At 65.5% G+C, this 25372-nt stretch carries 22 protein-coding genes and 1 pseudogene; 13 read left to right on the forward strand and 10 right to left on the reverse strand.

Annotated features, from left to right (window positions below):
• Positions 1 to 746 precede the first annotated feature (746 nt).
• The 6 genes from ACFIMZ_RS21200 to ACFIMZ_RS21225 all read right to left on the reverse strand — a co-directional run bounded on the left by ACFIMZ_RS21200 (position 747) and on the right by ACFIMZ_RS21225 (position 6811).
• Complete coding sequence (locus ACFIMZ_RS21200) at positions 747 to 1646, reverse strand: ferritin-like domain-containing protein (protein ID WP_431824285.1); 900 nt, start codon at positions 1644 to 1646, stop codon at positions 747 to 749.
• 105 nt (positions 1647 to 1751) lie between these two features.
• Positions 1752 to 1967: a transcriptional regulator gene (locus ACFIMZ_RS21205; protein ID WP_431824286.1), complete on the reverse strand. Its 216-nt coding sequence runs from the start codon at positions 1965 to 1967 to the stop codon at positions 1752 to 1754.
• 208 nt (positions 1968 to 2175) lie between these two features.
• Complete coding sequence (locus ACFIMZ_RS21210) at positions 2176 to 2826, reverse strand: NADPH-dependent FMN reductase (protein ID WP_431824287.1); 651 nt, start codon at positions 2824 to 2826, stop codon at positions 2176 to 2178.
• A 387-nt stretch (positions 2827 to 3213) separates the two neighbouring features.
• Entirely contained in the window at positions 3214 to 4188 is a 975-nt protein-coding gene (locus tag ACFIMZ_RS21215) for an isoaspartyl peptidase/L-asparaginase family protein (protein ID WP_431824288.1), read from the reverse strand.
• A 31-nt stretch (positions 4189 to 4219) separates the two neighbouring features.
• On the reverse strand, positions 4220 to 5779 hold the full coding sequence (locus ACFIMZ_RS21220) for a peptide MFS transporter (protein ID WP_431824289.1): 1560 nt from the start codon (positions 5777 to 5779) through the stop codon (positions 4220 to 4222).
• A 57-nt stretch (positions 5780 to 5836) separates the two neighbouring features.
• Positions 5837 to 6811: a MurR/RpiR family transcriptional regulator gene (locus ACFIMZ_RS21225; RefSeq protein ID WP_431824290.1), complete on the reverse strand. Its 975-nt coding sequence runs from the start codon at positions 6809 to 6811 to the stop codon at positions 5837 to 5839.
• 295 nt (positions 6812 to 7106) lie between these two features.
• Here ACFIMZ_RS21225 and ACFIMZ_RS21230 point away from each other — a divergent pair, with 295 nt between their 5' ends.
• Both ACFIMZ_RS21230 and kdpB read left to right on the forward strand, forming a co-directional pair.
• The gene (locus tag ACFIMZ_RS21230; RefSeq protein WP_431824291.1) at positions 7107 to 7895 is read left to right on the forward strand and encodes a GNAT family N-acetyltransferase; all 789 of its coding nucleotides are present in this window, start codon (positions 7107 to 7109) and stop codon (positions 7893 to 7895) included.
• Positions 7896 to 8111: 216 nt separating this feature from the next.
• Positions 8112 to 10169, forward strand: a complete 2058-nt coding sequence (gene kdpB / locus ACFIMZ_RS21235) for a potassium-transporting ATPase subunit KdpB (RefSeq protein WP_431825328.1) — start codon at positions 8112 to 8114, stop codon at positions 10167 to 10169.
• 186 nt (positions 10170 to 10355) lie between these two features.
• On the opposite strand, the gene ACFIMZ_RS21240 is transcribed toward kdpB, so the two are convergent.
• A complete protein-coding gene (locus ACFIMZ_RS21240; RefSeq protein WP_431824292.1) occupies positions 10356 to 10988 on the reverse strand; it encodes a lytic transglycosylase domain-containing protein in 633 nt (210 codons plus the stop codon).
• 267 nt (positions 10989 to 11255) lie between these two features.
• On the opposite strand from ACFIMZ_RS21240, the pseudogene ACFIMZ_RS21245 reads away from it, so the two are divergent.
• The 8 genes and pseudogenes from ACFIMZ_RS21245 to ACFIMZ_RS21280 form a co-directional block, all read left to right on the forward strand.
• A pseudogene (locus ACFIMZ_RS21245) lies at positions 11256 to 12718 on the forward strand (quaternary amine ABC transporter ATP-binding protein); the annotation flags it as partial.
• On the forward strand, positions 12711 to 13607 hold the full coding sequence (gene choW, locus ACFIMZ_RS21250) for a choline ABC transporter permease subunit (protein WP_431824293.1): 897 nt from the start codon (positions 12711 to 12713) through the stop codon (positions 13605 to 13607). The pseudogene ACFIMZ_RS21245 and the gene choW, both read left to right, overlap by 8 nt.
• Before the next feature lie 122 nt (positions 13608 to 13729).
• Entirely contained in the window at positions 13730 to 14737 is a 1008-nt protein-coding gene (locus tag ACFIMZ_RS21255) for a GlxA family transcriptional regulator (protein ID WP_431824294.1), read from the forward strand.
• A 105-nt stretch (positions 14738 to 14842) separates the two neighbouring features.
• Entirely contained in the window at positions 14843 to 15793 is a 951-nt protein-coding gene (locus ACFIMZ_RS21260) for a choline ABC transporter substrate-binding protein (RefSeq protein WP_431824295.1), read from the forward strand.
• Between the two features lie 251 nt (positions 15794 to 16044).
• Positions 16045 to 16851, forward strand: coding sequence for a PAAR domain-containing protein (locus ACFIMZ_RS21265; protein ID WP_431824296.1), 807 nt, complete (start codon positions 16045 to 16047; stop codon positions 16849 to 16851).
• Positions 16848 to 17396: a hypothetical protein gene (locus tag ACFIMZ_RS21270; RefSeq protein ID WP_431824297.1), complete on the forward strand. Its 549-nt coding sequence runs from the start codon at positions 16848 to 16850 to the stop codon at positions 17394 to 17396. Before ACFIMZ_RS21265 ends, ACFIMZ_RS21270 begins: the two co-directional genes overlap by 4 nt.
• A gap of 403 nt (positions 17397 to 17799) precedes the next feature.
• The gene (locus ACFIMZ_RS21275; RefSeq protein ID WP_431824298.1) at positions 17800 to 18186 is read left to right on the forward strand and encodes a M35 family metallo-endopeptidase; all 387 of its coding nucleotides are present in this window, start codon (positions 17800 to 17802) and stop codon (positions 18184 to 18186) included.
• The gene (locus ACFIMZ_RS21280) at positions 18179 to 18589 is read left to right on the forward strand and encodes a hypothetical protein (protein WP_431824299.1); all 411 of its coding nucleotides are present in this window, start codon (positions 18179 to 18181) and stop codon (positions 18587 to 18589) included. Before ACFIMZ_RS21275 ends, ACFIMZ_RS21280 begins: the two co-directional genes overlap by 8 nt.
• A gap of 80 nt (positions 18590 to 18669) precedes the next feature.
• Here ACFIMZ_RS21280 and ACFIMZ_RS21285 read toward each other — a convergent pair whose 3' ends face one another.
• Positions 18670 to 19095, reverse strand: coding sequence for a PACE efflux transporter (locus ACFIMZ_RS21285; protein ID WP_431824300.1), 426 nt, complete (start codon positions 19093 to 19095; stop codon positions 18670 to 18672).
• A 148-nt stretch (positions 19096 to 19243) separates the two neighbouring features.
• On the opposite strand from ACFIMZ_RS21285, the gene ACFIMZ_RS21290 reads away from it, so the two are divergent.
• On the forward strand, positions 19244 to 20209 hold the full coding sequence (locus ACFIMZ_RS21290; protein ID WP_431824301.1) for a LysR substrate-binding domain-containing protein: 966 nt from the start codon (positions 19244 to 19246) through the stop codon (positions 20207 to 20209).
• Here ACFIMZ_RS21290 and ACFIMZ_RS21295 read toward each other — a convergent pair.
• Together ACFIMZ_RS21295 and ACFIMZ_RS21300 are read right to left on the reverse strand one after the other, a co-directional pair.
• The gene (locus ACFIMZ_RS21295; RefSeq protein WP_431824302.1) at positions 20206 to 20892 is read right to left on the reverse strand and encodes an aspartyl/asparaginyl beta-hydroxylase domain-containing protein; all 687 of its coding nucleotides are present in this window, start codon (positions 20890 to 20892) and stop codon (positions 20206 to 20208) included. The genes ACFIMZ_RS21290 and ACFIMZ_RS21295 overlap by 4 nt on opposite strands.
• 145 nt (positions 20893 to 21037) lie before the next feature.
• Positions 21038 to 23116, reverse strand: coding sequence for a c-type cytochrome (locus ACFIMZ_RS21300; RefSeq protein ID WP_431824303.1), 2079 nt, complete (start codon positions 23114 to 23116; stop codon positions 21038 to 21040).
• A 210-nt stretch (positions 23117 to 23326) separates the two neighbouring features.
• On the opposite strand from ACFIMZ_RS21300, the gene ACFIMZ_RS21305 reads away from it, so the two are divergent.
• Together ACFIMZ_RS21305 and hcp are read left to right on the forward strand one after the other, a co-directional pair.
• Positions 23327 to 23527, forward strand: coding sequence for a DUF3079 domain-containing protein (locus ACFIMZ_RS21305; protein ID WP_010089345.1), 201 nt, complete (start codon positions 23327 to 23329; stop codon positions 23525 to 23527).
• Positions 23528 to 23700: 173 nt separating this feature from the next.
• The gene (gene hcp / locus ACFIMZ_RS21310; protein ID WP_431824304.1) at positions 23701 to 25368 is read left to right on the forward strand and encodes a hydroxylamine reductase; all 1668 of its coding nucleotides are present in this window, start codon (positions 23701 to 23703) and stop codon (positions 25366 to 25368) included.
• The last annotated feature ends 4 nt before the right edge of the window (positions 25369 to 25372 follow it).

Below are 25372 nucleotides of genomic sequence, written 5' to 3' on the forward strand. Positions count from 1 at the left end.
TGAGATTGATAAACAGTGACAAATTGGGCTGCTGGAAAGTTGAAATTTTGTTAATGTCGATTCATATCTCGCCTTCGGTTTTAATGGTTTATTAAGTACGATGAATTGCAAGTGAAAGAATTGTGTGGCGTTGGGTGGATGGCTCGAATCGACCGTCTATCAAGGGGTTTGCGTGTTGTTGATGGGTTCTGTAGCCCGCTTGGCAGTGTAATTGTAAGACAAATGAAATGGCAAACGTTTGCGGATGTCGGCTGTCTTTCGTGTATGTAATGTTTAAATGTGGATAATCTTGCGACGAGGTTGGGTGAGTGGTTTATGTATTAAGTTGAGACACTTTGTTTATTTGTGTTTTGATTATTCGTATCGATATGTTTGGGATTTGATTGGAATGGCGGCGTAATTTTATGTGCTGATTTGCGCATCGTGACGGCCGTCGAGCGGCCAGTGACGACGCTTGCTCCGGCCGCCTCCCGCCGCGACGTGCGGGGCGCAACGGACCATGAACAGCGTGCCGCGCCATCGAACGTCAACAAATTCCGCGGCAATTGGTTTTTGAAATAATCGTCGAGAATCAGGATGAAATTGCAATTCTGATCCGTGCGCCGACCTGGGGACCGGCAGCATCCGGCAGACCGACGTCACTGGGGACGCAGGGCCAGCCGGCAGGCGACGAGGCGGGATGTGACGACCGGGCCCGATGTCAGGTCGTCGCGAGACGCCGCAGGCGGCGGCGTCGGGCGGGGAATTTACTTCCTGATGAACCGCAGCGCGACGCGCGCCATCCGCGGGACGAACATCGGCCGCAGCAGGCGTTTGTCGTAGCCGGTCATCCGCCGGTCGTTCTCGGCGAGGCAAAGTTCGATCAGCTCGCGCGGATCGAGCGCGTCGCCGACCGCCGCGTGGCCGGTCGCCGAAAAGTTCGCGTCGTGCACGACGCCGTCAGCGTCGATCCCGCGCGCGATGCCGATCCGTTCCCAGATCAGGAACGCCCACACGGCGGCGACTTTCGCGAAGAGCGCGGGCCGGCGCCACCACGCCATGTTGCGCCAGTACCAGGCGTACCAGTTCACGAAGAACAGGATGTGCCGGCCTTCCTCCTGGATCACCGGCTCGAAGGTCTCGACGAGCGCCTCGGGGAAATAGCCGGAACGCTGCGCGGAGCGGAACAGGCCGAACGCGAAGAAGCTGTCGATGCATTCGCTGAAGCCCGTCACCATCCACGCCCATTCGGCGTCCGTGGGCGCGGGGTAGGCCGGCTCGGGGGCAAGCCTGATGCCATACGCGTCGACCAGCTTCGACAGCACGACCTTGTGGCGCGCTTCCTCGCCGCCGTCCATGTCGAGCGCCTGCTTCAGCAGCGGGTCGCGGATGGTCGACGCGAACGTCGCGACGCGAATTGACGCGTGGCCTTCCGTCTGCACGGCGATGTCCCAGATCGGCAGCGACGTGAGCCGCTCGAGCTCCTCGGGCTTGAGCGGCGGCCAGTCGATCACGGCCGGCTTGTACGGGTTGTGTGTGTCGAGCAGCATGCGGCAAAACATCTGCTTGTGCGCATCGGAACCGGTCTTTACCGAACCCTGCCTCTCGAAGGTCCAGTTGCGCATTGCGTGATCTGCTGCCTGCTCTTTCCGCAGCGTGTCAGTCATGGCTTTTGTTATCGCGATTACGGTGTGAAAGATTCTCCCACTGCTTCCGTTTTCGCGTATTTTCGTGCGGCCATGCGCACGGCTGCGTGACTCAGATCAAGCAGGTCAAGCGTGCGCGTCCACCCACAGGCGGCCCCAGCGGGACGCGTAGGCGAGCGCGTGTTCTTCCTCGAAGAAAAAATCGATTGCGTCGAACGTGACGGCGCGCGTTGGGCCGCCGCTCGCTTTTTCGATCGTCAGGTTGGCGGCGAACAGGCCGTTCGGCAGCCGCGCGGCGGCGGGTGCGACTTCGTAGCCCTTGTAGCGGATCGTGCGGATCATGGCGCGCTCGAAGAGGGTTCGGGCTTTCAGCGTACGAAAACCCGCGACCGGCGTGAACCAATCTTTCGGCCAATGCAAATCACGCGGCGGGCTGAAACGTTATTGACGGTGGACAGCCGGGCGTACTGCGGCCGGCGGCGCCGGATGCGCGCCGCCCGCGCGCGGGCGAGGCGCCCGGCGCGGGCGGCGGAACGGGGAAAGCGGCGGGTTACTGGTTGGCGATCTTCAGCACCGGCGCGAGCGCGTCGCCCGATGCCGCATGCGACGCCGCGCGATGCGACGCGAACGCGAGGGCGAATTCGGCGGCCTGCGTGCCGACCGTCTCGAGCTGCGCGACGACTTTCGGATCCGAGCAGCTGTCGGCGCTCTCGAAGCGCGTTTCGAGCGTGTTCACGGTTGCGCCGAACGGCGTCGGCCAGCCGCGCAGCGCATGGACGATCGAGCGCAGCGACGTCAGCACGGTGCCGGCGGCCTGCCAGCCATACGCGGTGACGATCAGGCCGACCGCGCGGCCGTCGAGATAGGGCCGTTGGTCGGCGCGCAGTTCCTCGAGCGTGTCGAGCGCGTTCTTGACGAGGCCGGACACGCCGCCGTGATAGCCGGGCGTCGCGATGATGATCGCGTCGGCTTCGCGCACCGTGTCGATCAGCTCGCGCTGCGCGTCGGTCAGCGCGTGGTGTTCGGGCGCGTAGTGCGGCAGCGTGTGCAGGAACGGACCGTCGAACAGGCGGGTGCGGGCGCCGGCCGCCTGCGCGCCGCGCAGCGCGAACGCGAGCGCGCGTTCGGTGGACGAGGCCGCGCGGGTGGTGCCGCCGATGCCGACGACGAACGGCCGGCGGTGTTGATCGAATGCAGTCAAGGGGCGCTCCTCGGGGATCGGTTGCCCGGCTGCTCGGCACAGCCTTAAATGCGGGCTTAAAAACAGCATGGTAACGACCCTGCCGCCAGTCTGAAAACGACTTTTCGTTCTATCGATATGCCGCGCGGGCCGGTGAATCGTGAGCGCGGCGGCGCAGATCGATAGCAGAAATGCTTGGTTGGGTGCGCGGCGGGCCGTCGATATGATGGCTCCGTCTCCTCCATGATGTCTCTACTGACATGGGTTGGCCCCGCCGGCACGGATGCAGGCGGGGCTTTTTTTCATCGCGGATTGCCGGGGAACAACGCCGCGCGGATTTCGACGAAGCAGCATCCGTCGTCGCGGCATGCATGAGCCCGCCGCTCGATTGACGCGCAACGTCGCCATCTACCGATAGATGTCGACATACCGCTTGCCGTCCGCCTGAATGACGCCGCGATACATGCCTTCGGTGTTGAACGGCATCGACACGCGCCCGTCGGCATCGACGGCGATGAGTCCTCCGCTGCCGCCCTGGCTCGGAATCACCTCGTTGACGACCGTGCGCGCGGCCTCGTCGACCATCGCATGACCGTACTTCATCCGTGCGGCGACGTCATGGGCCGCGACAGCGCGGATGAATGCTTCTCCCGTTCCCGTCGCGGACACGGCCACGCGTGTGTCGGCAAAGGTGCCGCATCCGATGAGCGGCGAATCGCCGATGCGTCCGTGGCGCTTGTTCGTCAAGCCGCCCGTGGAGGTCGCGGCGGCGAGATGACCGTTCGCATCGAGCGCGACGGCGCCGACCGTGCCGAACTTGTGCTCGCCGTTGATGAGCCGGCTCGAATCGGAAGGCGCCTGTTGGCGAAGCAGCGCCGCACCGTCGTGATCGAGCAATGCGCGTCCGGTGTCGCGCACGGCAACCAGCTGCTGCCAGCGGAAATCGGTGTAGAAGTACTCGAGGGGCTCCAACGCAAGGCCTTCGTCGATGGCGAATTGCTCGGCCCCCGCACCCGACAGCAGCACGTGCGTGGATCGCCCCATCACGCGCCGTGCCGCTTCGACGGGATTCCTGATGCGAGACACGCCGGCCACCGCGCCTGCGTGCCCGGTGTGTCCTTCCATGACGGCCGCATCCATTTCGTGGGTGCCGGCATGCGTGAACACCGAGCCGCGCCCCGCGTTGAACAGCGGGCAATTCTCCAATGCGACGACGGCGGCGACGACGGCGTCGACGCTCGACCCGCCGGCTTTCAGAACCAGATGGCCCGCCACGAGCGCTGCTTCGAGCGCGGCGCGATGAGCGGCTTCCTGTTCCGGCGTCATGACGCCGCGCTGCAGTGTCCCGGCGCCGCCGTGGACTGCGAGGATGTATTTCTCCATTTCACGTTTCCTGCGGTATTCGATTCGAACGTCAATGCGTGTGCGTCGCGGCCTTCGCGGATTCGTCCCCGACGAGCTTTCTCATCATCGGCATCATCAGGAACAGCAGGGCCGCGACGGCGAAGAGCCCTGCGGCGATGCCGCCGTAGAGCACCGTCAGCCGCTCCGGTTCGGGCACGTAAAAGCCCGCGAAGTAGCCAGCAAGCTTGTAGCCGAACGAACTGCCGAAGAACCAGAGCCCCATCATCAAACCGACCAGCTTGACGGGCGCGAGCTTCGTGACGAGGTTCAGGCCGACCGGGCTCAGGCACAGCTCGCCGAACACTTCGAACAGGAACAGGCCGGCAAGCCAGAGCGGATTGATCTTCACGCCGACCTGAAGTGACGAGCACAGGATCGCGAACGCGGCATAGCCGAAGCCGATCAGCAGCGGCGCGATCGCGAGCTTCGCGAGGCTCGACGGTTGACGGCGGCCGAGCCGTATCCAGAGCGCCGCGAACACCGGCGCGAGCAGGATCACGTACAGCGCGGTCAGCGACTGGAACCAGGCGGCGGGCACGACGAAGCTGCCGATGTTCCGCTGCACCATTTCCTTCGCGAAGAGGCTCAGGCTCGAGCCCTTCTGCTCATAAGCGGACCAGAACGCAATCGTCACGACGAAATAAATGCCCATCACGGCGAGGCGCTTCCACTCGGCGCCGGTCAGTTGTTCGCGGATGCCCATCATGATGACGAGCACGAGCGCATCGAACGCCAGCAGGAACGGAAGCACGTTCTGCCAGTTGCTTCCCGCGAGCCCCGTGCCGACGACGGTGAACACGCCGAGCGCGACGTAGACCGCCGTCTGCCGCGCACCGCCTTGCCGTTTCTGCGTCGACGGCGCGGGCTTCGCCGCGCGCCGATCGCCGACGTGCTCGAGGCGGCCGCGTTGCATCCAGAAGACGGCGAGCCCGATCAGCATGCCGACGCCCGCCGCTGCAAAACCGAAGTGCCAGCTATTGACCGGATCGATGCCGACCGAGCGCAGCACGTTCTTGAAAGGCTCGGCTTCCGCGAGAAAGCCGCAGACGAGCGGCGCGAGGAATGCGCCGATGTTGATGCCCATGTAGAAAAGCGAGAACCCGCTGTCGCGGCGGGTGTCGTCTTGCGAGTAGAGGCCGCCCACGAGCGCGCTCACGTTCGGCTTGAGCAGGCCTGTGCCGCATGCGACGAGCACGAGCCCCGCGAAGAACGTCGGGACCGCGGGAATGGCCATGGTGAAGTGGCCGGCCGCGATAACGATGCCGCCGATCAATACCGAGCGACGCGTGCCGAGCCACTGGTCGGCGATGATGCCGCCCGGCAGCGACAGCAGGAATGCGGCCATCGAATACGTGCCGTAGATCGCCGTCGCGTGGGGCGTGTCGTAGCCGAGCCCGCCGAGATTCGGAGCGGCGACCATGTACAGCACGAGAATGGCTCTCATCCCGTAGAAGCTGAACCGCTCCCACATCTCGGTAAAGAACAGCGTGGTGAGACCGCGCGGATGTCCCGCGAGCCCCGCCGTATCCTCGAGCGGCCGGATCGCGGCGCGATCGGAGGTAATGGTCATGTTGAATCTCCTCGATTATTCGAACTGCTGAAAGGAACGACGGCGCCGCTCGCAAGGTCACGACGGGTTGCGTGTCTTGCGAGGTGCGCCCTGAGCGGCTGCGCCGCGCGTGCGGCCGGCGTCTTGGGTCTGGTTGTCGCGAGTCCTGCTGGTTTTGGCTTTCGCCGGCGTCGAAGCCGCGGTGTCGAAGGCGAGATACGGCAACACGGTTTGCGACAACGCGGCCGCGACGGCTGGCGTCTGCGGTGTCGCTTTCAGCACTTCCGATGCCAGCGTTTCGACGAGCGCCACCATGGCCACCGAACTCGACGACAGCACGCGATGCTCGGCTGGCGCCAGCAGGACGGCGTCGGCCGCGGCGGCGAGCGGCGCGGTCGGGTTGTCGGTCAGGGCGACGACGAAAGCGCCGCGTTCGCGAGCAAAGCGCGCAAGCTCGACCGTGTCGCGCGAATAGCGGGGCAGCGAGATCGCGATCAGCGTGTCGCCGGCGCCGACGTGCGTCATGTGTCGGGCGGCTTGCTCGCTGCCGCCTCCCGCGGCGGCCCACACGACCCGCCGGTGATACGGCATCAACGTGTCCGCAAGCAAGCCGGTCAGATAGGAGCTCAAGCCAAGCCCGAGGCAATACACGGCGTTGCTCGCGACGATGCGCGTCACCACCTGGGCCAGCCGCTCCCTTTGAAGCGACGAATCCATCGCTGCAAGGTTGCGCTGGTGATCCGCGAGCCAGGCGCCAATCCCTTCCTGCGCCGACGATGCCGCCAGTTTTTCCACTGGTTGCAGCGCTTGCCGCACGACCGCGGCAAGGTCCGCCTTCAGCTCCGAGAACCCGCGATATCCGGCGTGCTTCGCGAACCGGTTGACGCTGGCGACGGAGCCGCCACACGCTTCGGCGACTTCCTCGATCGTGAGCGTCGCAGCGTCGAGCGAATGGGACGCCAGCCATCGCGCGACGGGCTTCAGCGCGTCGGACGCCGTCGCGGATGCGTGGTGAATGCGCTCGATCGCGCCGGGCAGATCGGCGTTGCTCACGGGGAGGGATGGCTAGCCTGGGTAACGGGACGGGCGAAGTATGGTCGAGCGAACATTCATTTTCAAGTTAGTGAAAACGTGAAAACGTGTGTTCAATCGTCTGGATAATTCAAAGTGGGGGCCTGGTTCGTCTGCCTGCCCGGCTTGTGAATACCGGTCCGAGGGCGCCGGCAACGCGTGCGATCGACGCGAACAGGCGACGACCACGCGCGACGCAACTTTTACGACATTTTTTCTTGCGAGGGAAAAGCCGGCGCTCATAGACTTCGGGCAACCGAAGCGAAGGAGCCAAGCCATGTCGACACCCTCGGACGAAGTCATCGAACGCCTGCACGTCACGCTGCCGGCGCCACGCGCCGAGCGCGTCGTCGTGCGGCGTTTCGATCCTGCGTTCGACGGCTATGCGCCGCTCACCGACTTGCTGCACCGTGCATTCGCGCGACTCGGCGCAATGGGATTGAACTGCACCTGCGTCGACCAGACCGACGACGTCACGCGGCGGCGCGCGGAGGCGGGCGAGTGCTTCGTCGCGGTCAGCGGCGGCCGCGTGATCGGCACGATGACGCTGTATGCGACCGATCCGGCGTCGGCCTGCTCGCTGTATCGCCACGACACTGTCGCGAGCGTGCGGCAGGTCGCGGTCGATCCCGGCTGGCAGGGCCGCGGCGTCGGCGCGATGCTGCTGTCGTTCGCCGAGCAATGGGCCGCGACGCGCGGCTATACGCTGCTTGCGCTCGACACGCCGCAGCCGGCGTCGCACCTGGTCGCGTTCTATCGCTCGCAGGGGTTCGAGATCGTCGACGTCGTGCGGTTCGCCGGCAAGCGCTACGACAGCGCGATTCTGTGCAAGCGGCCGATCTCGATGCTGGCGCGGCGGGTGTCGCCCGCGTCGCGGATGGCGGTGCGCGTGGCGGCCGTGCGGCGCATCGCCCACGTGCCGTCGTCGCGCGTCGCCGCGATGGCCCGGGACGGCATGCGGGCCCGCCCGTGCGCGCGGATGGCGGCGCGCCGCGCCGCGGGTGCGGCCAGCTGGCGTTCGTCGCCGTGGCGCGCGCGGCTGCATGGGCGCATCGCGTTGAAGTGAGCGCCGGCGCGCGTCCGCCAGCATCCGCATTTACGCGATCTTTACGTTTCGGGTGACGCCTTTACCGCGATTTTCACGCGGGCCTGTCTAGGATGGTTGATGTGGAATCGGATGCCGCGCGCTTTGTCGCGGCACGAGGAGATCGCCATGTCCCTTGCTCCAACGACCGGTCATCGTCCCGACAATCTCGGCCAGGCGCGCACCGCCGCGCGCTCGATGCTCGATCCCGCGATCGTGCGGCCCGCACTCGCCGATGCGTTCCGCAAGCTCACGCCGCGCACGCAGTTCCGCAACCCGGTGATGTTCTGCGTGTACGCCGGCAGCATCCTGACGACGATCCTCGGGTTCGCCGCGCTGTTCGGCCAGGCCGAGGCGCCGGCCGGCTTCATCGTCGCGATCGCGCTGTGGCTGTGGTTCACGGTGCTGTTCGCGAACTTCGCGGAAGCGCTCGCCGAAGGCCGCTCGAAGGCGCAGGCCGCGTCGCTGCGCAGCGTCAAGCACAACGTCGTCGCGAAGAAGCTCGCGGCGCCGCGCGCGACGGCCGCCGTCGAGGTGATGGGTTCCAGCGACCTGCGTCGCGGCGATTTCGTGCTCGTCGAGACCGGCGACACGATTCCGGCCGACGGCGAGGTGATCGAAGGCGTCGCGTCGGTCGACGAATCGGCGATCACCGGCGAATCGGCGCCGGTGATCCGCGAGTCGGGCGGCGACTTCTCGTCGGTGACGGGCGGCACGCGCGTGCTGTCCGACTGGATCGTCGTCGAGGTCACCGCGAACCCGGGCGAGGCGTTCCTCGACCGGATGATCGCGATGGTCGAAGGCGCGAAGCGCCAGAAGACGCCGAACGAGATCGCGCTGACGATCCTGCTGGTCGCGCTGACGATCGTGATGCTGCTTGCGACCGCGACGCTGCTGCCGTTCTCGATGTTCTCGGTGGAGGCGCTGAAGGCGGGGCACGTCGTGACGATCACTGCGCTGGTCGCGCTGCTCGTGTGCCTGATCCCGACGACGATCGGCGGCCTGCTGTCCGCGATCGGCGTGGCGGGCATGAGCCGGATGATGCAGGCGAACGTGATCGCGACGTCGGGCCGCGCGGTGGAAGCGGCCGGCGACGTCGACGTGCTGCTGCTCGACAAGACCGGCACGATCACGCTCGGCAACCGCCAGGCGTCGGCGTTCCTGCCCGGACCGGGCGTGACGGAGGAAGCGCTCGCGGATGCCGCCCAGCTGTCGTCGCTCGCCGACGAGACGCCGGAAGGCCGCAGCATCGTCGTGCTGGCGAAGCAGCGCTTCAACCTGCGCGAGCGCGACATGCAGGCGCTCCATGCGGTGTTCCTGTCGTTCAGCGCGCAGACGCGGATGAGCGGCGTCGACCTCCCGGGCCGCGAGATCCGCAAGGGCGCGGCCGACGCGGTCAGGCATTACGTGGAGACCCACGGCGGGCGCGTCGCGCATGAAGTGGATAGGCTCGTGACCGACGTCGCGCGGCGCGGCAGCACGCCCCTCGTGGTCGCGGAGCTGCGCAACGGCGCGGCGCGCGTGCTCGGCGTGATCGAGCTGAAGGACATCGTGAAGGGCGGCATCAGGGAGCGCTTCGCGGAGTTGCGCAAGATGGGCATCAAGACCGTGATGGTGACGGGCGACAACCGGCTGACCGCGGCGGCGATCGCGGCGGAGGCCGGCGTCGACGACTTCCTCGCGGAAGCGACGCCGGAGGCCAAGCTGACGACGATTCGCGAGCACCAGGCGGCGGGCCGCCTGGTCGCGATGACGGGCGACGGCACCAACGACGCGCCGGCGCTCGCGCAGGCGGACGTCGCGGTCGCGATGAACAGCGGCACGCAGGCGGCGAAGGAAGCCGGCAACATGGTCGACCTCGATTCGAACCCGACGAAACTGATCGAGATCGTCGAGATCGGCAAGCAGATGCTGATGACGCGCGGCTCGCTGACGACGTTCTCGATCGCGAATGACATCGCGAAGTATTTCGCGATCATCCCGGCCGCGTTCGCGACGACCTATCCGCAGCTGCGCGTGCTCGACGTGATGCATCTGGCGTCGCCGGCGTCGGCGATCCTGTCGGCGGTGATCTTCAATGCGCTGATCATCGTCGCGCTGATCCCGCTCGCGCTGAAGGGTGTGCGCTACCGGCCGCTCGGCGCCGCGCCGCTCCTGCGCCGCAACCTGCTGGTCTACGGCCTCGGCGGCGTGCTGCTGCCGTTCCCGTTCATCAAGCTGATCGACATGGTGCTGGTTGCGTGCGGATGGGCATGAGCGAGCCGGCCGTCGTGGTCGTCGTCGCGGACGACGACCGGTTCATCCGGCATTTCGCGCAGGCGCGCGGCAGGCCGAGCACATGCACGTGTGCGAGGCCGTGACGGGCGCGCAAGTCGTCGCGGACACGAACATGCCCGATGTCGGCGGCGTCGAGCTGATCCGCGCGTTGCGCGGACAATCCGTTCACGGCTCGCCGGCCGTCCGGCGCAACTGCGCGTCGAACTGCTGCACGCGCAGCACGACGCGCCGCGCGTAGCGTTTCGTGCCGCCGTTGTAGCGCACGAGCGCGGCTTCGACGTCGCCGTCTTCATCGTCGAGATATCCGCGGAAGATCGCCGCGCCGATCCGCACGTTGGTTGCCGGATCGGACAGGTCCTTCACGTGCGCGACGAGATCGCGGTGCGACGCGGGCAGCACCTGCATGAGCCCGCGCGCGCCCGCGCCGCTGACCGCATGGCGGTCGAAGCTCGATTCGACCGCGATGATCGCGAGCAGCAGCGCCGGCGCGAGTCCGTTACGCTCCGATTCGGTCTGCACCGCATGCGCGATGGTGTGCGCCTCGGCGTATGCAACGTGAAAACGGTCGCGCAGCGTCGCGGCGATCGCGTCGAGCGCCGGGATGAACGGCGCGTCCGGCGCACTGCCGGCGACGGGGGCGGCCGGAGCGACGAGCGGGACAGGCGCCGCGTTGTCGGCGCTGGCGGGCAATGCGACGGCCGATAGCGAAAGGGCGGCCGCGACGACAAGGGCATTCAGTGGCGAAACCGCGCGCTTGCGCGCGACCGGTCGCTTGCCCGGCGGGTTGGTTTCCTGCATGTCTGCGCATCGTTGTTCCGATGTCGTCGACTGTACGCAGTCGCGCATTGCGAGCGTCGAAAGAATGGCGCGCGCCGGATAAAGACGTCGTAAAGATGCGTGTCCAGGCCGGAAGGAACCCGAAGCATGTTGGCGGGCGAGCCGGTTTCCGCACGGGCATTCGCTTTTCAGACAATCGCGTCCCCACGGCTGTCGTCTCGCCGTCACGCACCGGCGCGGTGCGGCACGAACCGAATCGATCCGATCGGACGCGGATTTGTCCGAAAGCGACGCGCCACGGATGCGATTTCGCGCCCGCCGTCGCCGAATTCGCGGCACGTTGCTCCGCACAAGTTCTACCCGCGATGTCCGCCAGTCAGGGCGATACGCGTTTTGCGCCGCCGCAAACCGGCCGCGCCGGCCGCACGGACCCGCCCGGCGCGGCCGGACGCCGCCTTTCCCCCGTGTCGTATTTGCGCAAGCGTTTGTCGTAATTCGTCGGCAGGCCGGGGTTTTTTCTGGCAACTATGTAGGCACGCTGTGACACGCGTGAGTCCCCGCTACACGAGGAGAAGGTTTCGATGGATGCCCCCAAGGTCGTGGTCGAAGGTCTGTGCAAGGTATTTGGAAGCAATCCGCAGCAGGCGCTCGACATGCTCGCCGCTGGTGCGACGAAGGACGAAGTACTCAAGCGCACGGGCCAGGTCGTCGGTGTGCACAACGTGTCGTTCGACGTGCAGGAAGGCGAGATTTTCGTGCTGATGGGCCTGTCCGGCTCCGGCAAATCCACGCTGATCCGCCTCGTGAACCGGCTGGTCGACCCGAGCGCCGGCAAGGTGATGATCGACGGCCTCGACGTCGCGTCGGCGCGCCGCTCGGCGCTCACCGCGCTGCGCCGCAAGGACATGAGCATGGTGTTCCAGTCGTTCGCGCTGATGCCGCATCGCAACGTGGTGTCGAATGCCGCGTTCGGCCTCGAGGTCGCGGGCGTCGGCAAGAAGGAGCGCGAACGGCGCGCGATGGAGGTGCTCGAGCAGGTTGGCCTCGCACCGTTTTCGCACAAGCTGCCGTCGGAGCTGTCGGGCGGCATGCAGCAGCGCGTCGGCCTCGCGCGCGCGCTCGCCGTGAACCCGTCGCTGATGATCATGGACGAGGCGTTCTCCGCGCTCGATCCGCTCAAGCGCAGGGAAATGCAGGATGTGCTGCTGCAACTGCAGAAGGAGCAGCGCCGCACGATCATGTTCGTGTCGCACGATCTGGAGGAAGCGCTGCGCATCGGCAACCGGATCGCGATCATGGAGGGCGGGCGCCTCGTGCAGGTCGGCACGCCGCAGGACATCATCGCGAACCCGGCCGACGACTACGTGCGCGCGTTCTTCGACGGCATCGACACGAGCCGCTACCTGACTGCCGGCGACCTGATGCAGACGGGCGCCGTGCCGGTCGTGTCGAAGTTCGATGCCGCGAACGTCGCGGCGACGCTGAACGGCAGCGCCGAATACGCGTTCGTGCTCGACGCCGAACGCAAGATCCGCGGCTTCGTCACGCGCGACGCGATCGGTCAGGCCGCGCCGTCCGTGCGGCCGATCGAGAGCATCCGGCGCGACGCGTCGCTCGAACATGTCGTCGCGCGCGTGGTCGCGAGCCCGAATGCATTGCCCGTCGTCGACGACGACGGCTGCTACTGCGGCTCGGTCGATCGTGCGCTCATCCTGAAGGCCATCACGCGTTCGCGAGGCTCCCATGTCTGAAATGATTCCGCTCGGCAGTTGGGTCGACCAGTCCGTTCACTACCTGCTCGACCACGACGCGAAGACGTTCGACGCGATCGGTCAAGCGATCGAGGGTCTCGCGGCATTCGTCGAGCACAGCCTGCAGGCAATCCCGATGTGGCTGATGATGGCGATCTTCATCGGCGTCGGACTGTGGCGCGTGGGCTGGCGTTTCGCGCTGTTCACCACCGCGTCGCTGCTCCTGATTTTCGCGACGGGCTTCTGGGACCAGACCGTGATCACGCTCGGCCTCACGCTGTCGTCGACGATCATCAGCCTCGTGCTCGGCATCCCGCTCGGCATCTGGGCCGCGAAGAGCAAGTGGGTCGCCGCGATCGTGCGTCCGATCCTCGACCTGATGCAGACGATGCCGGCCTTCGTCTACCTGATTCCAGCCGCGATGCTGTTCGGTCTCGGCCGCGTGCCGGGGATCCTGTCGACGGTGATCTTCGCGATGCCGCCGGCCGTGCGCCTCACGAGCCTCGGCATCCGCCACGTGAACCGCGAGATCGTCGAAGCCGGCCAGGCGTTCGGCTGCACGCCGTGGCAGCTGCTGTACAAGGTGCAGTTCCCGAACGCGCTGCCGTCGATCATGCAGGGCGTGAACCAGACGATCATGATGGCGCTGTCGATGGTGATCATCGCGTCGATGGTCGGCGCGGGCGGCCTCGGCAACGACGTGCTCGCCAGCATCCAGCGTCTCGACATCGGCCTGGGCTTCGAAAGCGGCCTGTCGGTCGTGCTGCTCGCGATCATCCTCGACCGCATCACCGAGAGCTTCGGCCGCGCGCCCGGCACCGTGAAGGCGCCGCTGTTCGCGGGCCTCAAGCAGTTGTTCCGCGTCAAGGCCACACCCGCGCAGGCCTGATCGACCGGCGGCCGGCGCGTTGTCCTCGACATTCCCGGCCGCCTTCTCCGTGTTTCGCATCGGCTGCCGTGGCGCGCGCCACGGGGGCTGATCTCGTGCAACCTGCCCGTTAGGAGAGCGATGTGACGTCCGCCGCCGCCGCTGCCGCCTTTGCGCCCGCCGCCTGCGTTTCACCGGTTTCGTCCCTCGCGCATTTCGGCTTTCTGACGCTGCCGAATTTCTCGATGATCGCGTTCTCGAGCGCGGTCGAAGTCCTGCGCATGGCGAACTACGTCGGGCGCGCCGATCACTACCGGTGGTCGATCTATTCGCTCGACGGTGCGCCGGTGCACGCGAGCAACGGCATCGCGGTGCGGCCGACGCAGGCGCTCGATCCGCAGCAGCTGCCCGACGTGATGATCGTCTGCGGCGGCATCCGCATCCGCGACGTGGTCGACGAGGACGCGCGCGATACGCTCGCATGGCTCGCCGAGCGCGGCCTGCCGCTCGGCGGCATCTGCACCGGCGCGTACGCGCTGATGTCGAGCGGGCTGCTCGACGGCTACCGCTGCACCGTCCATTGGGAAAACCTGTCGTCGCTGCATGCGGAGTTCCCGCAGGTGCGTTTCGCCGACGAGCTGTTCGTCGTCGACCGCGACCGCCTGACCTGCACCGGCGGCACCGCGCCGCTCGACCTGATGCTGAACCTCGTCGGCGCGCGCTTCGGGCAGCAGCTCGCCGCGCAGGTGTCCGAGCAGTTCATCCTCGAGCGCATCCGCAGCGCGACCGATCCGCAGCCGATTCCGGTCGACGCGCGCGTCGGCTTCTCGCGCGCCGAGCTGATCGAGGTCGTGCGGCTGATGGAGGCGAACATCGAGGAGCCGCTGTCGCTCGACGAGCTCGCGCGGCTCGTGCGGCTGTCGCAGCGGCATCTGCAGCGGATGTTCAAGGTCTACCTGAACGTATCGCCGACCCACTACTACCTGACGCTGCGCCTGAAGCGCGCGCGCGACCTGCTGCGCACGACCGATGCATCGATCGCGCGCGTGACGACGGTCTGCGGGTTCCATTCGCCGTGCCATTTCAGCAAGGCGTACCGCGCGCAGTTCGGGCATGCGCCGAGTGTCGAGCGGCGGCTGCCGGGACGCTGAACGGCGCTGAACCATACGGCCCGTGTGCCGCCGGGATCGCGGCGCACGGCTTCCATCGACGATCCCGAATTCAATGCGAACGACAACACTTTGAGGAGAGGAAAGATGAAGCGACTACTGATCGCAGCGGCATGTGGCGTCGGAATCGCAGCCGCGCCGGCAACGGCCGTGTATGCGGCCGATCCGCCGGTATGCAAGACCGTGCGTTTCGCGGACGTCGGCTGGTCCGACATCGCGGCGACGACCGGCCTCGCATCGACGATGCTGCAGGGCCTCGGCTACACGCCGACGAAGACGATCGCGTCGGTGCCGATCACGTTCGCGGGGATCAAGAGCAAGCAGATCGACGTGTTCCTCGGCTACTGGTCGCCGACGATGGACCCGATCATCCAGCCGTTCACGAAGGCCGGCACGATCAAGGTGCTCGCGACGCCGAACCTGACCGGCGCGAAATACACGCTCGCGGTGCCCGACTACGTGTACCAGGGCGGGCTGAAATCGTTCGCGGACATCCAGAAGTTCGCGGACAAGCTGAACGGCAAGGTCTACGGGATCGAGCCCGGCAACGACGGCAACGCGCTGATCAAGAAGATGATCGACGGCAACCAGTTCGGGCTCGGCAAGTTCAAGCTGGTCGAGTCGAGCGAGGCGGGGATGCTGGTCGAGGTGAACCGCGCGATCCGCGACAAGCAGTGGATCGTGTTCCTCGGCTGGGAGCCGCATCCGATGAACGTGCAGATGAAGATCGACTACCTGACCGGCGGCGACGACGTGTTCGGCCCGAACTACGGCGAGGCGAAGGTGCTGACGGCGACGCCGCCCGACTATGCGCAGCGCTGCCCGAACGTCGCGAAGTTCGTGTCGAACCTGCAATTCACGACGACGATCGAGAACCACGTGATGGTGCCGATCATGAACAAGGAGGAGCCGAACAAGGCCGCGGCCGCATGGCTGAAGGCGAACCCGCAGTCGCTCGACAAGTGGCTCGCGGGGGTGACGACGATCGACGGGAAGCCTGGGCTGCCGGCGGTGAAGGCGTATCTCGGGATTCACTGACGTAACGCGCTGTGCGCGCGGTCGACGCGCGCACGGGGGGACGGCCTTCTCGCTCGAGGCGGGAAGGCCGTTTTGCTTTTTTTGGGGATCTTGGCGCGATTTTCATTCGCAAATTGCGCACGCTGGTTCGGTAGTCGGAATCCTGCATCGTCCTGAACGTTTCGCTTCCTTTTAGGCGCGACCACGACGTTGCCGGACAAAGACTCTACGGCCGCTAGCATCTCGCAGCTCACGCGTAAGACCAGGATCGCATGCCGGCTGAAAAGGTCATTGAAAACGAGTGTTGCGAATTTCGTATCCGTCAGATTGATTCTTCTTTCTCGTTCGCGCAAATTTTGTGCGGAGCAATCCTCATCAATTCGTCGAGAAAGGAAATCCGGATGAAGAACGAGCAGACGGCACCGACGTACCTTTTCGCCACCATCGGCGCACTCACAGAACGCGGCGGTCGAGTGACCAAGGCAACCGGTAGCCTGGCTATCGCCGGGCTTGCCGTTGCCCGCGTTGGCGATGTCGTGACCTACGACGATGGCAGCGAGGCCGTCATTACGGACGGTGCGGGCAATTGCGCGGTTTCCGGCAACAAGCCGTTTGCACTAGTGGGCAGCCGATTGACCAACGGCGACCGTATCGTCGAAACGCTTCAGCAGTTATGGGGAATTCCTGTTCAGGCAGCCGAAGCAGTCGAGGGATTGTTCGACGCGACTTATGTGCCGCCACCTTCGCCGCCACGATATCGGCTGGCGGTACGAGGGGCAACGACTGCGCGCGGTGGCGTACTACGCGAGGCTACCGGCAAGTGGGATACAGGTATTCGGTTCGGCAAGGCTGGCGTCGTGGGTAATCAGGTTCACTATGCAGACGGCTCAACCGCACGAATCGTAAGCGGCCTTGGGCTGGCGGATAACGGAGACTTCGAGCCACTGGCTTTCGTCGGTAGCGAGTTGGACAACGGCGACACCGTTACCGACAGCCCGGAGCGCGAAGGTCTTGTATCCGCCTGCACCTTTACGGTGGTGAAGCGTTCGACTGTTGTGCGCCAAGGGGAGGGCTCATGATCCGCTATTTCCTTGCGAGGGGCGATCGGGGCGGCAGCGCGACGATCACGGAAGGATTGGAGCACGTCACTTGTTCCAATCCGCCGCCGCGCGTGCATATTGCGACGCTCTACATGAAAACCTACTGCACGGCCTGCAAACAGGAAGGGTTCATCGCGCCAAAGGGGCCGCGCCGGCCCGGTACAGGCCCAAATGGCAAACCTTGGGCGCTGAGCGGCGACATCAACGTTTGTGGCTGCAATCCGTCGCCGGTCTTCTATGCCGAACGTGGCATGAGCATGTCCTTCACGACCGAGCAGGCTGCGGGGCTGACGGGCCAAAGGAAAAGCGAGTTCCGTTCGGCGTCGGCAAATAGCGTCGAATACGGCGAACGATATTTCCTGAGTGATGCCGATAGGGGGCAACCATTATCCGGCATCCGATATCGCATACGGACTGCGTCGGGGCGAATTTTCAGCGGCGTCACAGACTCATCAGGTCACACACAACGTGTGGCGACAAGCAGTGCGGAAACGCTACAAATCGAGATATCGCCGGAAACGTAATTGTTCGGGTCGTGCAGCTATTGGTGATTTCGCGCTAAAAATGGCGATGTAGTGAATTGGCGATGCGGCCTTGTTGGCGCGGTTATGCCTTTGAGGGTTTGTAACGCCGAGGAATTGGATAGATGAAAAAATTGATGTCAACGATGGTAGGGAATGGTTTCTTGTTCATTCTGGTGCTGTGACTAATACAAATCCAGGTTCGGTGGTGAGTGTGGGGATTAATGCTGAACGGATATGAGAAAATATGACGAATATGGAATTCAGGGCGATGGTTCTGAAAATGCGAGATAAAGCTGTCTCGCTTGTCGAAATAAGACTCGAAGATTTGCGTCGATGGTGTGCTCGTGATAAGAACCGAGTGCAGCAGTAGTTTGGTAGAAGTGACGAAGCTACGCGAATCAAGTTGATTCATGGTCTAACTGCGATTGCTGGTGTGTTGAAGGAGTTGACGGGATTCAACTTCACCCGCTGGGACAGTGAGCGATACGCCTACATTGGTTGCGTTCCAAATCCCAACAAATCAGGCGTTGTGGCATCTGTTTGTGCCCCCGATACTGAGACTCATACGATTGCAATCCATCCGGATTTTTGTACAATGCGCGATTTTTCGTGGGAAAAGGATTCGATTGTTTCGACGTTGATTCATGAGGTCAGTCATTTTCATGACACCATGGGCGCGAAGGATCATCGATACTATATGGACGAGTGTGTAAATTTCGGATCGGAAGATCCCGATCTTGCTATTAATAACGTAGATAGTATATCTGGGTATGTTATCTATAATGAATAAGATAATTTCTATCCTGTGCCTCCTTGGTTCTGGCTCCTCGTTTGCGTGCACTGCGAGTGAGAATTTTGATATTTATTTTTCGAGAAATAGTGCAGGCGTACCAAGTGAGGAAATCATTCGGCTTGCGAATTGGGTGATTGATAAAAATATTGCTTACGCCAATCATAAGACCAAGGAAGTGACGCTGGTCAGCGGCCACGCCGAAGAAGACGAGCGTCTTCCACAGGAGCTCGCCAAGTTGCGTCTGGAGGCGGGAAAGGCACTGCTTGAGCAGTTCAGGTTTCTACGTGGAAATGTGAAAACGAGTGTGCGTGTCTATACGCATCGAGACGTTGATAATGGACGGCGTGTCGAGATTTCATTCGAACCGGATTGCCCGAACAAGTGTTGTACCGGCGAATAGTCTTGGCGGTAAGCCACTGCAACCCGATTTATGACCATATACGAGCACGCAAGGCAAGCCCGCGCACAACCGTGCTCGTCTCACGGCTGCTTCGTCGCCGCCGGCACGTCGAACACGCGGTCGAACGCCCACTGGAACACGAACGCATAGCAGAAGAAGAACGCGAACAACCCAAGGTCGACGAGGAAGGCGTCGAGCCACGAGATGTCGAGCCACCACGCGACGACCGGCACCAGGATGAAGATCAGTCCGCCTTCGAATCCGCACGCATGGATGACGCGGCGCCCGAGCGTCCGGGCGCGCTGCACGCGCGTCGCTTCCCACCGCTCGAACAGCGTGTTGTAGACCATGTTCCACAGCAGCGCGATTGCGGACATCGTTGCCGACAGCGCACCCGAGTAAACGAGACCTTCCCCGAAGAGCGCGGCAATCGCGGGCGAGATGCAGGCGATCGCGATCGCCTCGTAGAGGATTGCCTGCGTGATCTTGCGGGGTAGGCCTTGCACGGTGCGTCTCCGTTCCGACGAAAAGGTGGCGCGGCGCGATGCCGCGACGCCTCGCCAGACTAGGCGCGTTGCGCGCCGGGTTCAATTCACCTAATCTCAACCGGATTGAATCGAACTCAACCCGGATCGCGTCCGGCTTGCCCAGCCCGTGTTCTCGAAAATTCCCCTGACCGCGTTGCGTGTATTCGAATCGTCGGCGCGCCTCGGCACGTTCAAGGCCGCCGCGCAGGAGCTGTCGGTGACGCCCGCCGCGGTGTCGCACCAGATCAAGTCGCTGGAAAGCCGGCTCGGCGTGCTGCTGTTCGAGCGCGACCCGGGCGGCGTGCGGCTGACCGGCGACGGCGAGCGCCTGTTCCGCGCGTGCCACGACGCGCTGCTCGCGCTGAGCCGCGGGCTCGACGCGGTGCGGCCCGAGCCGGCCGAGCGCACGCTCGTGCTGACCACGACACCTGCGTTTGCGTCGATGTGGCTGATTCCGCGTCTCGGCCGCTTCCAGCAGGCCGATCCGCCCCTGCACATCAAGGTCGAAACCGGCAACGCGCTCATCGATCTCGAACGCGACGCGCGCGTGGACCTCGCGATCCGCGCGACCGCGCGCGACTTCCCGGCGCTGTTCCAGCACGAACTGATCGACGAGTACTTCGGCGCGTATGCGGCGCCCGGCTTCGACGCGAACCGCCCCGACGGGCGGCTGGACCTGATCGAGATCGCTTGGGAGAGCGCCGTGCCGCTGCCGGTCGACTGGCCTTCGTGGTGTCGGGCGGCCGGCAGGACCGAGTGGCTGCAGCGCGCGGTGTTCCGGCATTACGACGACGAACACTACGCGTTGCAGGCCGTGCTGCACGGGCAGGGTGTCGTGCTCGCCAGTTCGGTGCTGGTGGCCGAGCACGTCGAACGGGGCGCGCTAACGCCGATCGAGCCGTCGGTGCGGCTCGCGGGCACGCGCTATGTCGCGCTGTGCCGGCCGGGGCGCGAGCGGCAGCCGCAGGTCAGGCGGTTTCTCGACTGGCTGGACGACGAGCTCGCGCAGACGCGCACAGCGATCGGGCGGATGACGCGAGGCGGTTCGCCGGCACATGGCGCGCGAAGCACCGATGCGTGTTGCCGCCGCTAGACCGGAATCGATCGGCCCCGGATTCGGATCCCCAGCCGCACGACGCCGATCACCGCATTCGACAGCCACGTCAGCGCGCGCGGCATCCCGCGCCGGCGGATGTCGAGCAGCAGCACGATCCGCACTTCGCCGCTGTCGTTCCACACCTCGTGCTCGAACGTGTCGTCCCACAGCAGGAAGCGGCCTTCTTCGAGCCGGTATTCGCGGCCATCGATCTTCAGCACCGCGGCGGGCGAGCCGTCCGCGCGCCTGGGCATCGACAGCACGAGATAGCCGCGCAGGATGCCGCGAAACGGGCCGCGATGCGGCGGGATGTGCTTGCCCGGCGCGAGGAACGACAGCGACGCGGACAGCACGTCCGGCGACGCGGCGACCAGCGACGCGACCGTCGGGCAGCGCGACAGGTTGCGCGGAAACGGCTGCCCGTATGCCTGCATGATGAACATCCGCCAGTCGCGCGCGTCGTTCGCGGAGATGTCGCGCTGTTCGCGCATGATCTCGTGAAAGCGCGGGATGCGCGGCAGGTCGCGCGCGACCGCGAGCGCTTCCGCGCGGATGGCCGGCCACGCGCGGACGAAGCGCTCGGCGTCCGGAAAGGCGGCCGCGTCGAGCACCGCGCCGCCGTCGATGTGGCGGTCGTAGAGCGTGCGGAGCAGGCCGGCAGCGTACTCGTAGGCGGGCATGGTCGATCGGGCGGCAGACGGGGCGATGGACTGCGGACAGTCTGCCTGAACCCTCCCCCGGGTTGGATTACGTCAGGTTACACCCGCTGACGAAAAGGTGACGGAAGCAATTAAGCGCCCTCCGGCCCGCCGCCGTCCACACCGGTCAATATCGCGCATCCTTGGGCTTGCCGCCCTTCGGCCAGTCGTGGATCTTGTCCGGGAAATCCGGGCGCGGCTGCGTCGTGAACCACGCGGCAACGTCGACCGCGTCCTGATCGCTCAAGCCGCCTTGCCCGAGCGGGAAGCGATTGTGCGAGCCGATCGACATGTTGTGCTTCACGAACGCCGCGGCGGTGTAAAGGCGCGCCATGCCGGCCCCGATGTTGAACGACTGGTCGCCCCACAGCGGCGGATAGATCGGCGTGCCGTCGGCGCGCCGCGTGCCGGCGCCGTCCGCGCCGTGGCAGGACGCACATTGCGCGGCGTACACCGCCTTGCCGTGCGTCAGGTCAGGCTTCAGCGCGGTGTCGATCTTGCCGACCCCGCGCCCCGGAAGCTTGTCCTTCGGGTGCGCGCCGTTCTGCATCCAGTCGAAGTACGCGACCATCGCCTTCATGTCGTCCGAATCGACCGGCAGCGGCGTGCCGTTCATCGACCGCCGGAAGCAGCCGTTGATGCGGTCCGCCAGCGACAGCACCTTGCCGGCTCGCGGCGCATAGCTCGGGAACTGCCCGGACAGGCCGAGGTACGGCGACGCGAGCGCGACGGTGCCGCTGTTCAGGTGGCAGCTCGCGCAGTTGAGCGACGCGCCGACGTTCCCCGGCAGCAGCGCCTTCGTGTCGAGATTCAGGCGCATCCCCCTGATCAGTTGCGCGGCATTCGGCTGGTCGGGCAGCGTCGCGAAGCGCGGGGTTGGGAACGAGGACGCATCGCCGTTGCCGATGGCCAGCGTCCGGCGCATCCTCGCGACGTCCGACGCCAGGATCGGATCGTTGCGGCCGCCCCACGCGGAACGGACGAACGTCAGGATCTCGGCCAGCTCCTGGTTGGAGAGCAGGTTGAACGCCGGCATCGTGTAGACGCGCGGATGGGCGCCGGTTCGCGGCGACGTCCACCCGGTCAGGACGACGTGAATCAGCGAAGCCGGATCCTTCGACAGCACGGCGGGATTGCGGGACAACGGCGGAAACACCGGCGAGAACCCGCCGCCGTCGGCCTGATGGCAGCCGATGCAGAACTGCGCATAGCCGAGACCGCCCTTCGACGCATACAACGCGTCGGGCACGCCGCCCGCCGCGTCGCCGCGCGTCGGCGCTTCGGCGGTCTGCCGGTCGACCGTCAGGTTCGGCAGCGATTGCAGATAGACGCCCACGGCGGTGAGGTCCGCGTCGCTGATGTACTGCGTACTGTGGTGAACGACATCCGTCATGCCGCCGCTGGCGATCGCATAGCGATTCCTGCCGGTCTTGAGGAACGTGACGAAATCCTCGACGGGCCACAGCGCGCGCAGATTGACGGCCCGCCACGACTCGACCGTCGCGCCGGAGAGATAGAGCGGCCCGTTGCCGCCCGACTCGGACATGGCCTTTTCCTGGAACGCGAGGCCGCGCGGCGTATGACAGGCGCCGCAATGCCCCGGGCCCTGGGTCAGGTAGGCGCCGCGATTCCACGTCGCGTCCCTGGCCGGGTTGGGCCGATAGGGCGTGTCGTCGACGAACAGCGCACTCCACAGCGCCAGCCCCCAGCGCTGGTTGAACGGCCATTTGATGCCGAGCGGCCTGTTCTCCTGCCTGACCGGCGCGACGCCCTGTTTCAGGTATGCGAAGAGGGCGCGCATGTCGTCGTCGCTGAACTTCGCGAAGGACGGGTAGGGCATCGCCGGATACAGGTGATGGCCGTCGGCCGCGACGCCCTTGCGCATCGCCCGGTCGAATTGCTCGAACGTATAGCGGCCGATGCCGGTCGCGTCGTCGGGCGTGATGTTGGTCGAATGGACGGCGCCGAACGGCGTGGGCATCGACAGGCCGCCCGCGAGCGGCTGGCCGTTCGGCGCGGTATGGCACGCGACGCAGTCGGCGATGCGCGCGACATACGCGCCCTTGTTCAGCAGCTCGGCATCGCCGGCCTGCTGGGCGGCCGACGCCGTGGCCGGGATGAGGTGCAACAGCGGGTGCAACAGCGCGGCGATTGAGGCGGCCGCTTTCAGGAAGGTCCGGATCCGACTGCTTGTCGATGATTTCATTGCGTGTGGGAAGTTATTGTTTTGCGCGACGATTCATCGTATCCCGGTCGGCCAGGGCATTTTCCTGACGGGAATCAAGAAGCGGCCGATCGGTCATGGAATGCCTGTTCAATCGGCCTCGCGTCGGCGGCGGTGCGAAAGAATGTCGCAGCGCCGGCCGTCGCGCGGGCACTAGAGTCGATGTCGTACCCGCAGAGGCGACGTCGAATCATGGCCAAGAAATTTCCGCTGCATCCCGTTCACCCGGAAAGAATTTGCTGGGGCTGCGACAACTACTGCCCGACCCAGTCGATGCGTTGCGGCAACGGCTCCAGCCGTACCCAGCATCCCGCCGAGCTGCTCGGCGACGACTGGTATCAGTACGGCGACTGGGGCATCGAATGTCCGGACGCGCCCGCCGAGACCGGTTGACGCAGAACCTCGTTTCTTGATCGGCATCAGGGTATGGAAACGGCGGACGGAACATCATTAAAAAGATGCACAAGAAAAGCATCTTGAAGCGGGCGAGATGCCTGGCCGAGCGGAACGGGTGTTCCGCCGCCGCCTGCGCCGACCCGCGCCCCACGATCAACAAGGAGAAAACCGTGTTTTGCTACCAATGCGAACAGACTGACCGGACCGGTGCGCGGCCCGGCTGTGCGTCGGCGAAGGGGAACTGCGGCAAGGACGCGACGACGGCCGACCTGCAGGACCTGCTGGTCCATGCGGTGAAGGGCATCGCGCAGTACGGCGCGCTGGCGCGCGGCATGGGCGAGCCCGACCGCGAGGCCGACCGGTTCGTGCTGTACGCGATGTTCACGACGCTGACCAACGTGAACTTTCATGCGGCGCGCTTCGTTACGCTGCTGCGCGAGGCCGCGCAGATCCGCGATCGGGTGAAGGGCGTGTGCGAGGCGGTTGCGCGGGACACGGGCACAGCCTTGCCGACGCTGTCGGGGCCGGCAACGTGGCAGCCGGCGGCGGAGCTGGCCGGCATGCTGGAGCAGGCAGCGAACGTCGGCATCGAAGCGGGCGCCGACAAGGTCGGCCCGGACGTCATCGGCCTGCGTGCGCTGGTGGTCTACGGCCTGAAGGGCGTGTGCGCGTATGCGCATCATGCGCGGGTGCTCGGCTACGAGAGCGACGAGGTTTACGCGGGCGTGGAGGCGGCGCTCGATTTCCTCGCGCATGATCCGGCCGACGTCGGCGCGCTGCTGGCGAAGGCGCTCGAACTGGGCCAGCTGAACCTGAAGGTGATGGAGCTGCTCGACAGCGCGAACACCGGCCGCTTCGGCGCGCAGCAACCCACCTCGGTGCGCGTGACGCCGGTGGCGGGCAAGGCGATCCTGGTGTCCGGCCATGATCTCGGCGACCTGCATGCGCTGCTCGAGCAGACCGCGGGAACCGGCATCCAGGTCTACACGCACGGCGAAATGCTGCCGGCCCATGCGTACCCGACGCTCAAGGCGTTCCCGCATCTGGCCGGCAACTATGGCGGCGCGTGGCAGGACCAGCAGAGCGACTTCGCGCATTTCCCCGGCCCGATCCTGATGACGTCCAACTGCATCATCGAGCCGTTGCCGCAGTACCGGCAGCGCATTTTCACGACGGGGCCGGTGGGCTGGCCGGGCGTGCGCCATCTCGAGCACCACGATTTCTCGACGCTGATCCAGGCGGCGCGGGCGTTGCCGGGCTTCCCGGCGACGCCGCCGGAAGAGACCATCACGGTCGGCTTCGGCCGTCACGCGGTGCTCGGCGTCGCGGACAAGGTGATCGACGCGGTCAAGGCCGGCCAGATTCGCCACTTCTTCCTGATCGGCGGCTGCGACGGCGCTGCGCCGGGCCGCAACTACTACACGGAATTCGCCGAGCAGGCGCCCGACGATACGGTCGTGATGACGCTCGGCTGCAACAAGTACCGCTTCAACCGGCATGCATTCGGCGACATCGGCGGCATTCCGCGCCTGCTCGACATCGGGCAGTGCAACGACAGCTACTCGGCGATCCGCATCGCGACCGCGCTTGCCGATGCGTTCGAGTGCGGCGTGAACGACTTGCCGCTGTCGCTGGTGATCTCGTGGTTCGAGCAGAAGGCGGCGGCCGTGCTGCTGACGCTGCTCGCGCTCGGCCTGCGCAACATCCGGCTCGGGCCGACGTTGCCGGCGTTCCTCACGCCGGGCGTGCTCGACGTGCTGGTGGAGCAGTTCGGCATCCAGCCGATCGGGGAGGCCGGCGCCGATCTCGCCGCGTCGCTGTCGCGCAAGGCCGCTTGACGCG

Source organism: Burkholderia sp. F1 (assembly GCF_050813845.1).
Classification (GTDB): domain Bacteria; phylum Pseudomonadota; class Gammaproteobacteria; order Burkholderiales; family Burkholderiaceae; genus Burkholderia; species Burkholderia ubonensis.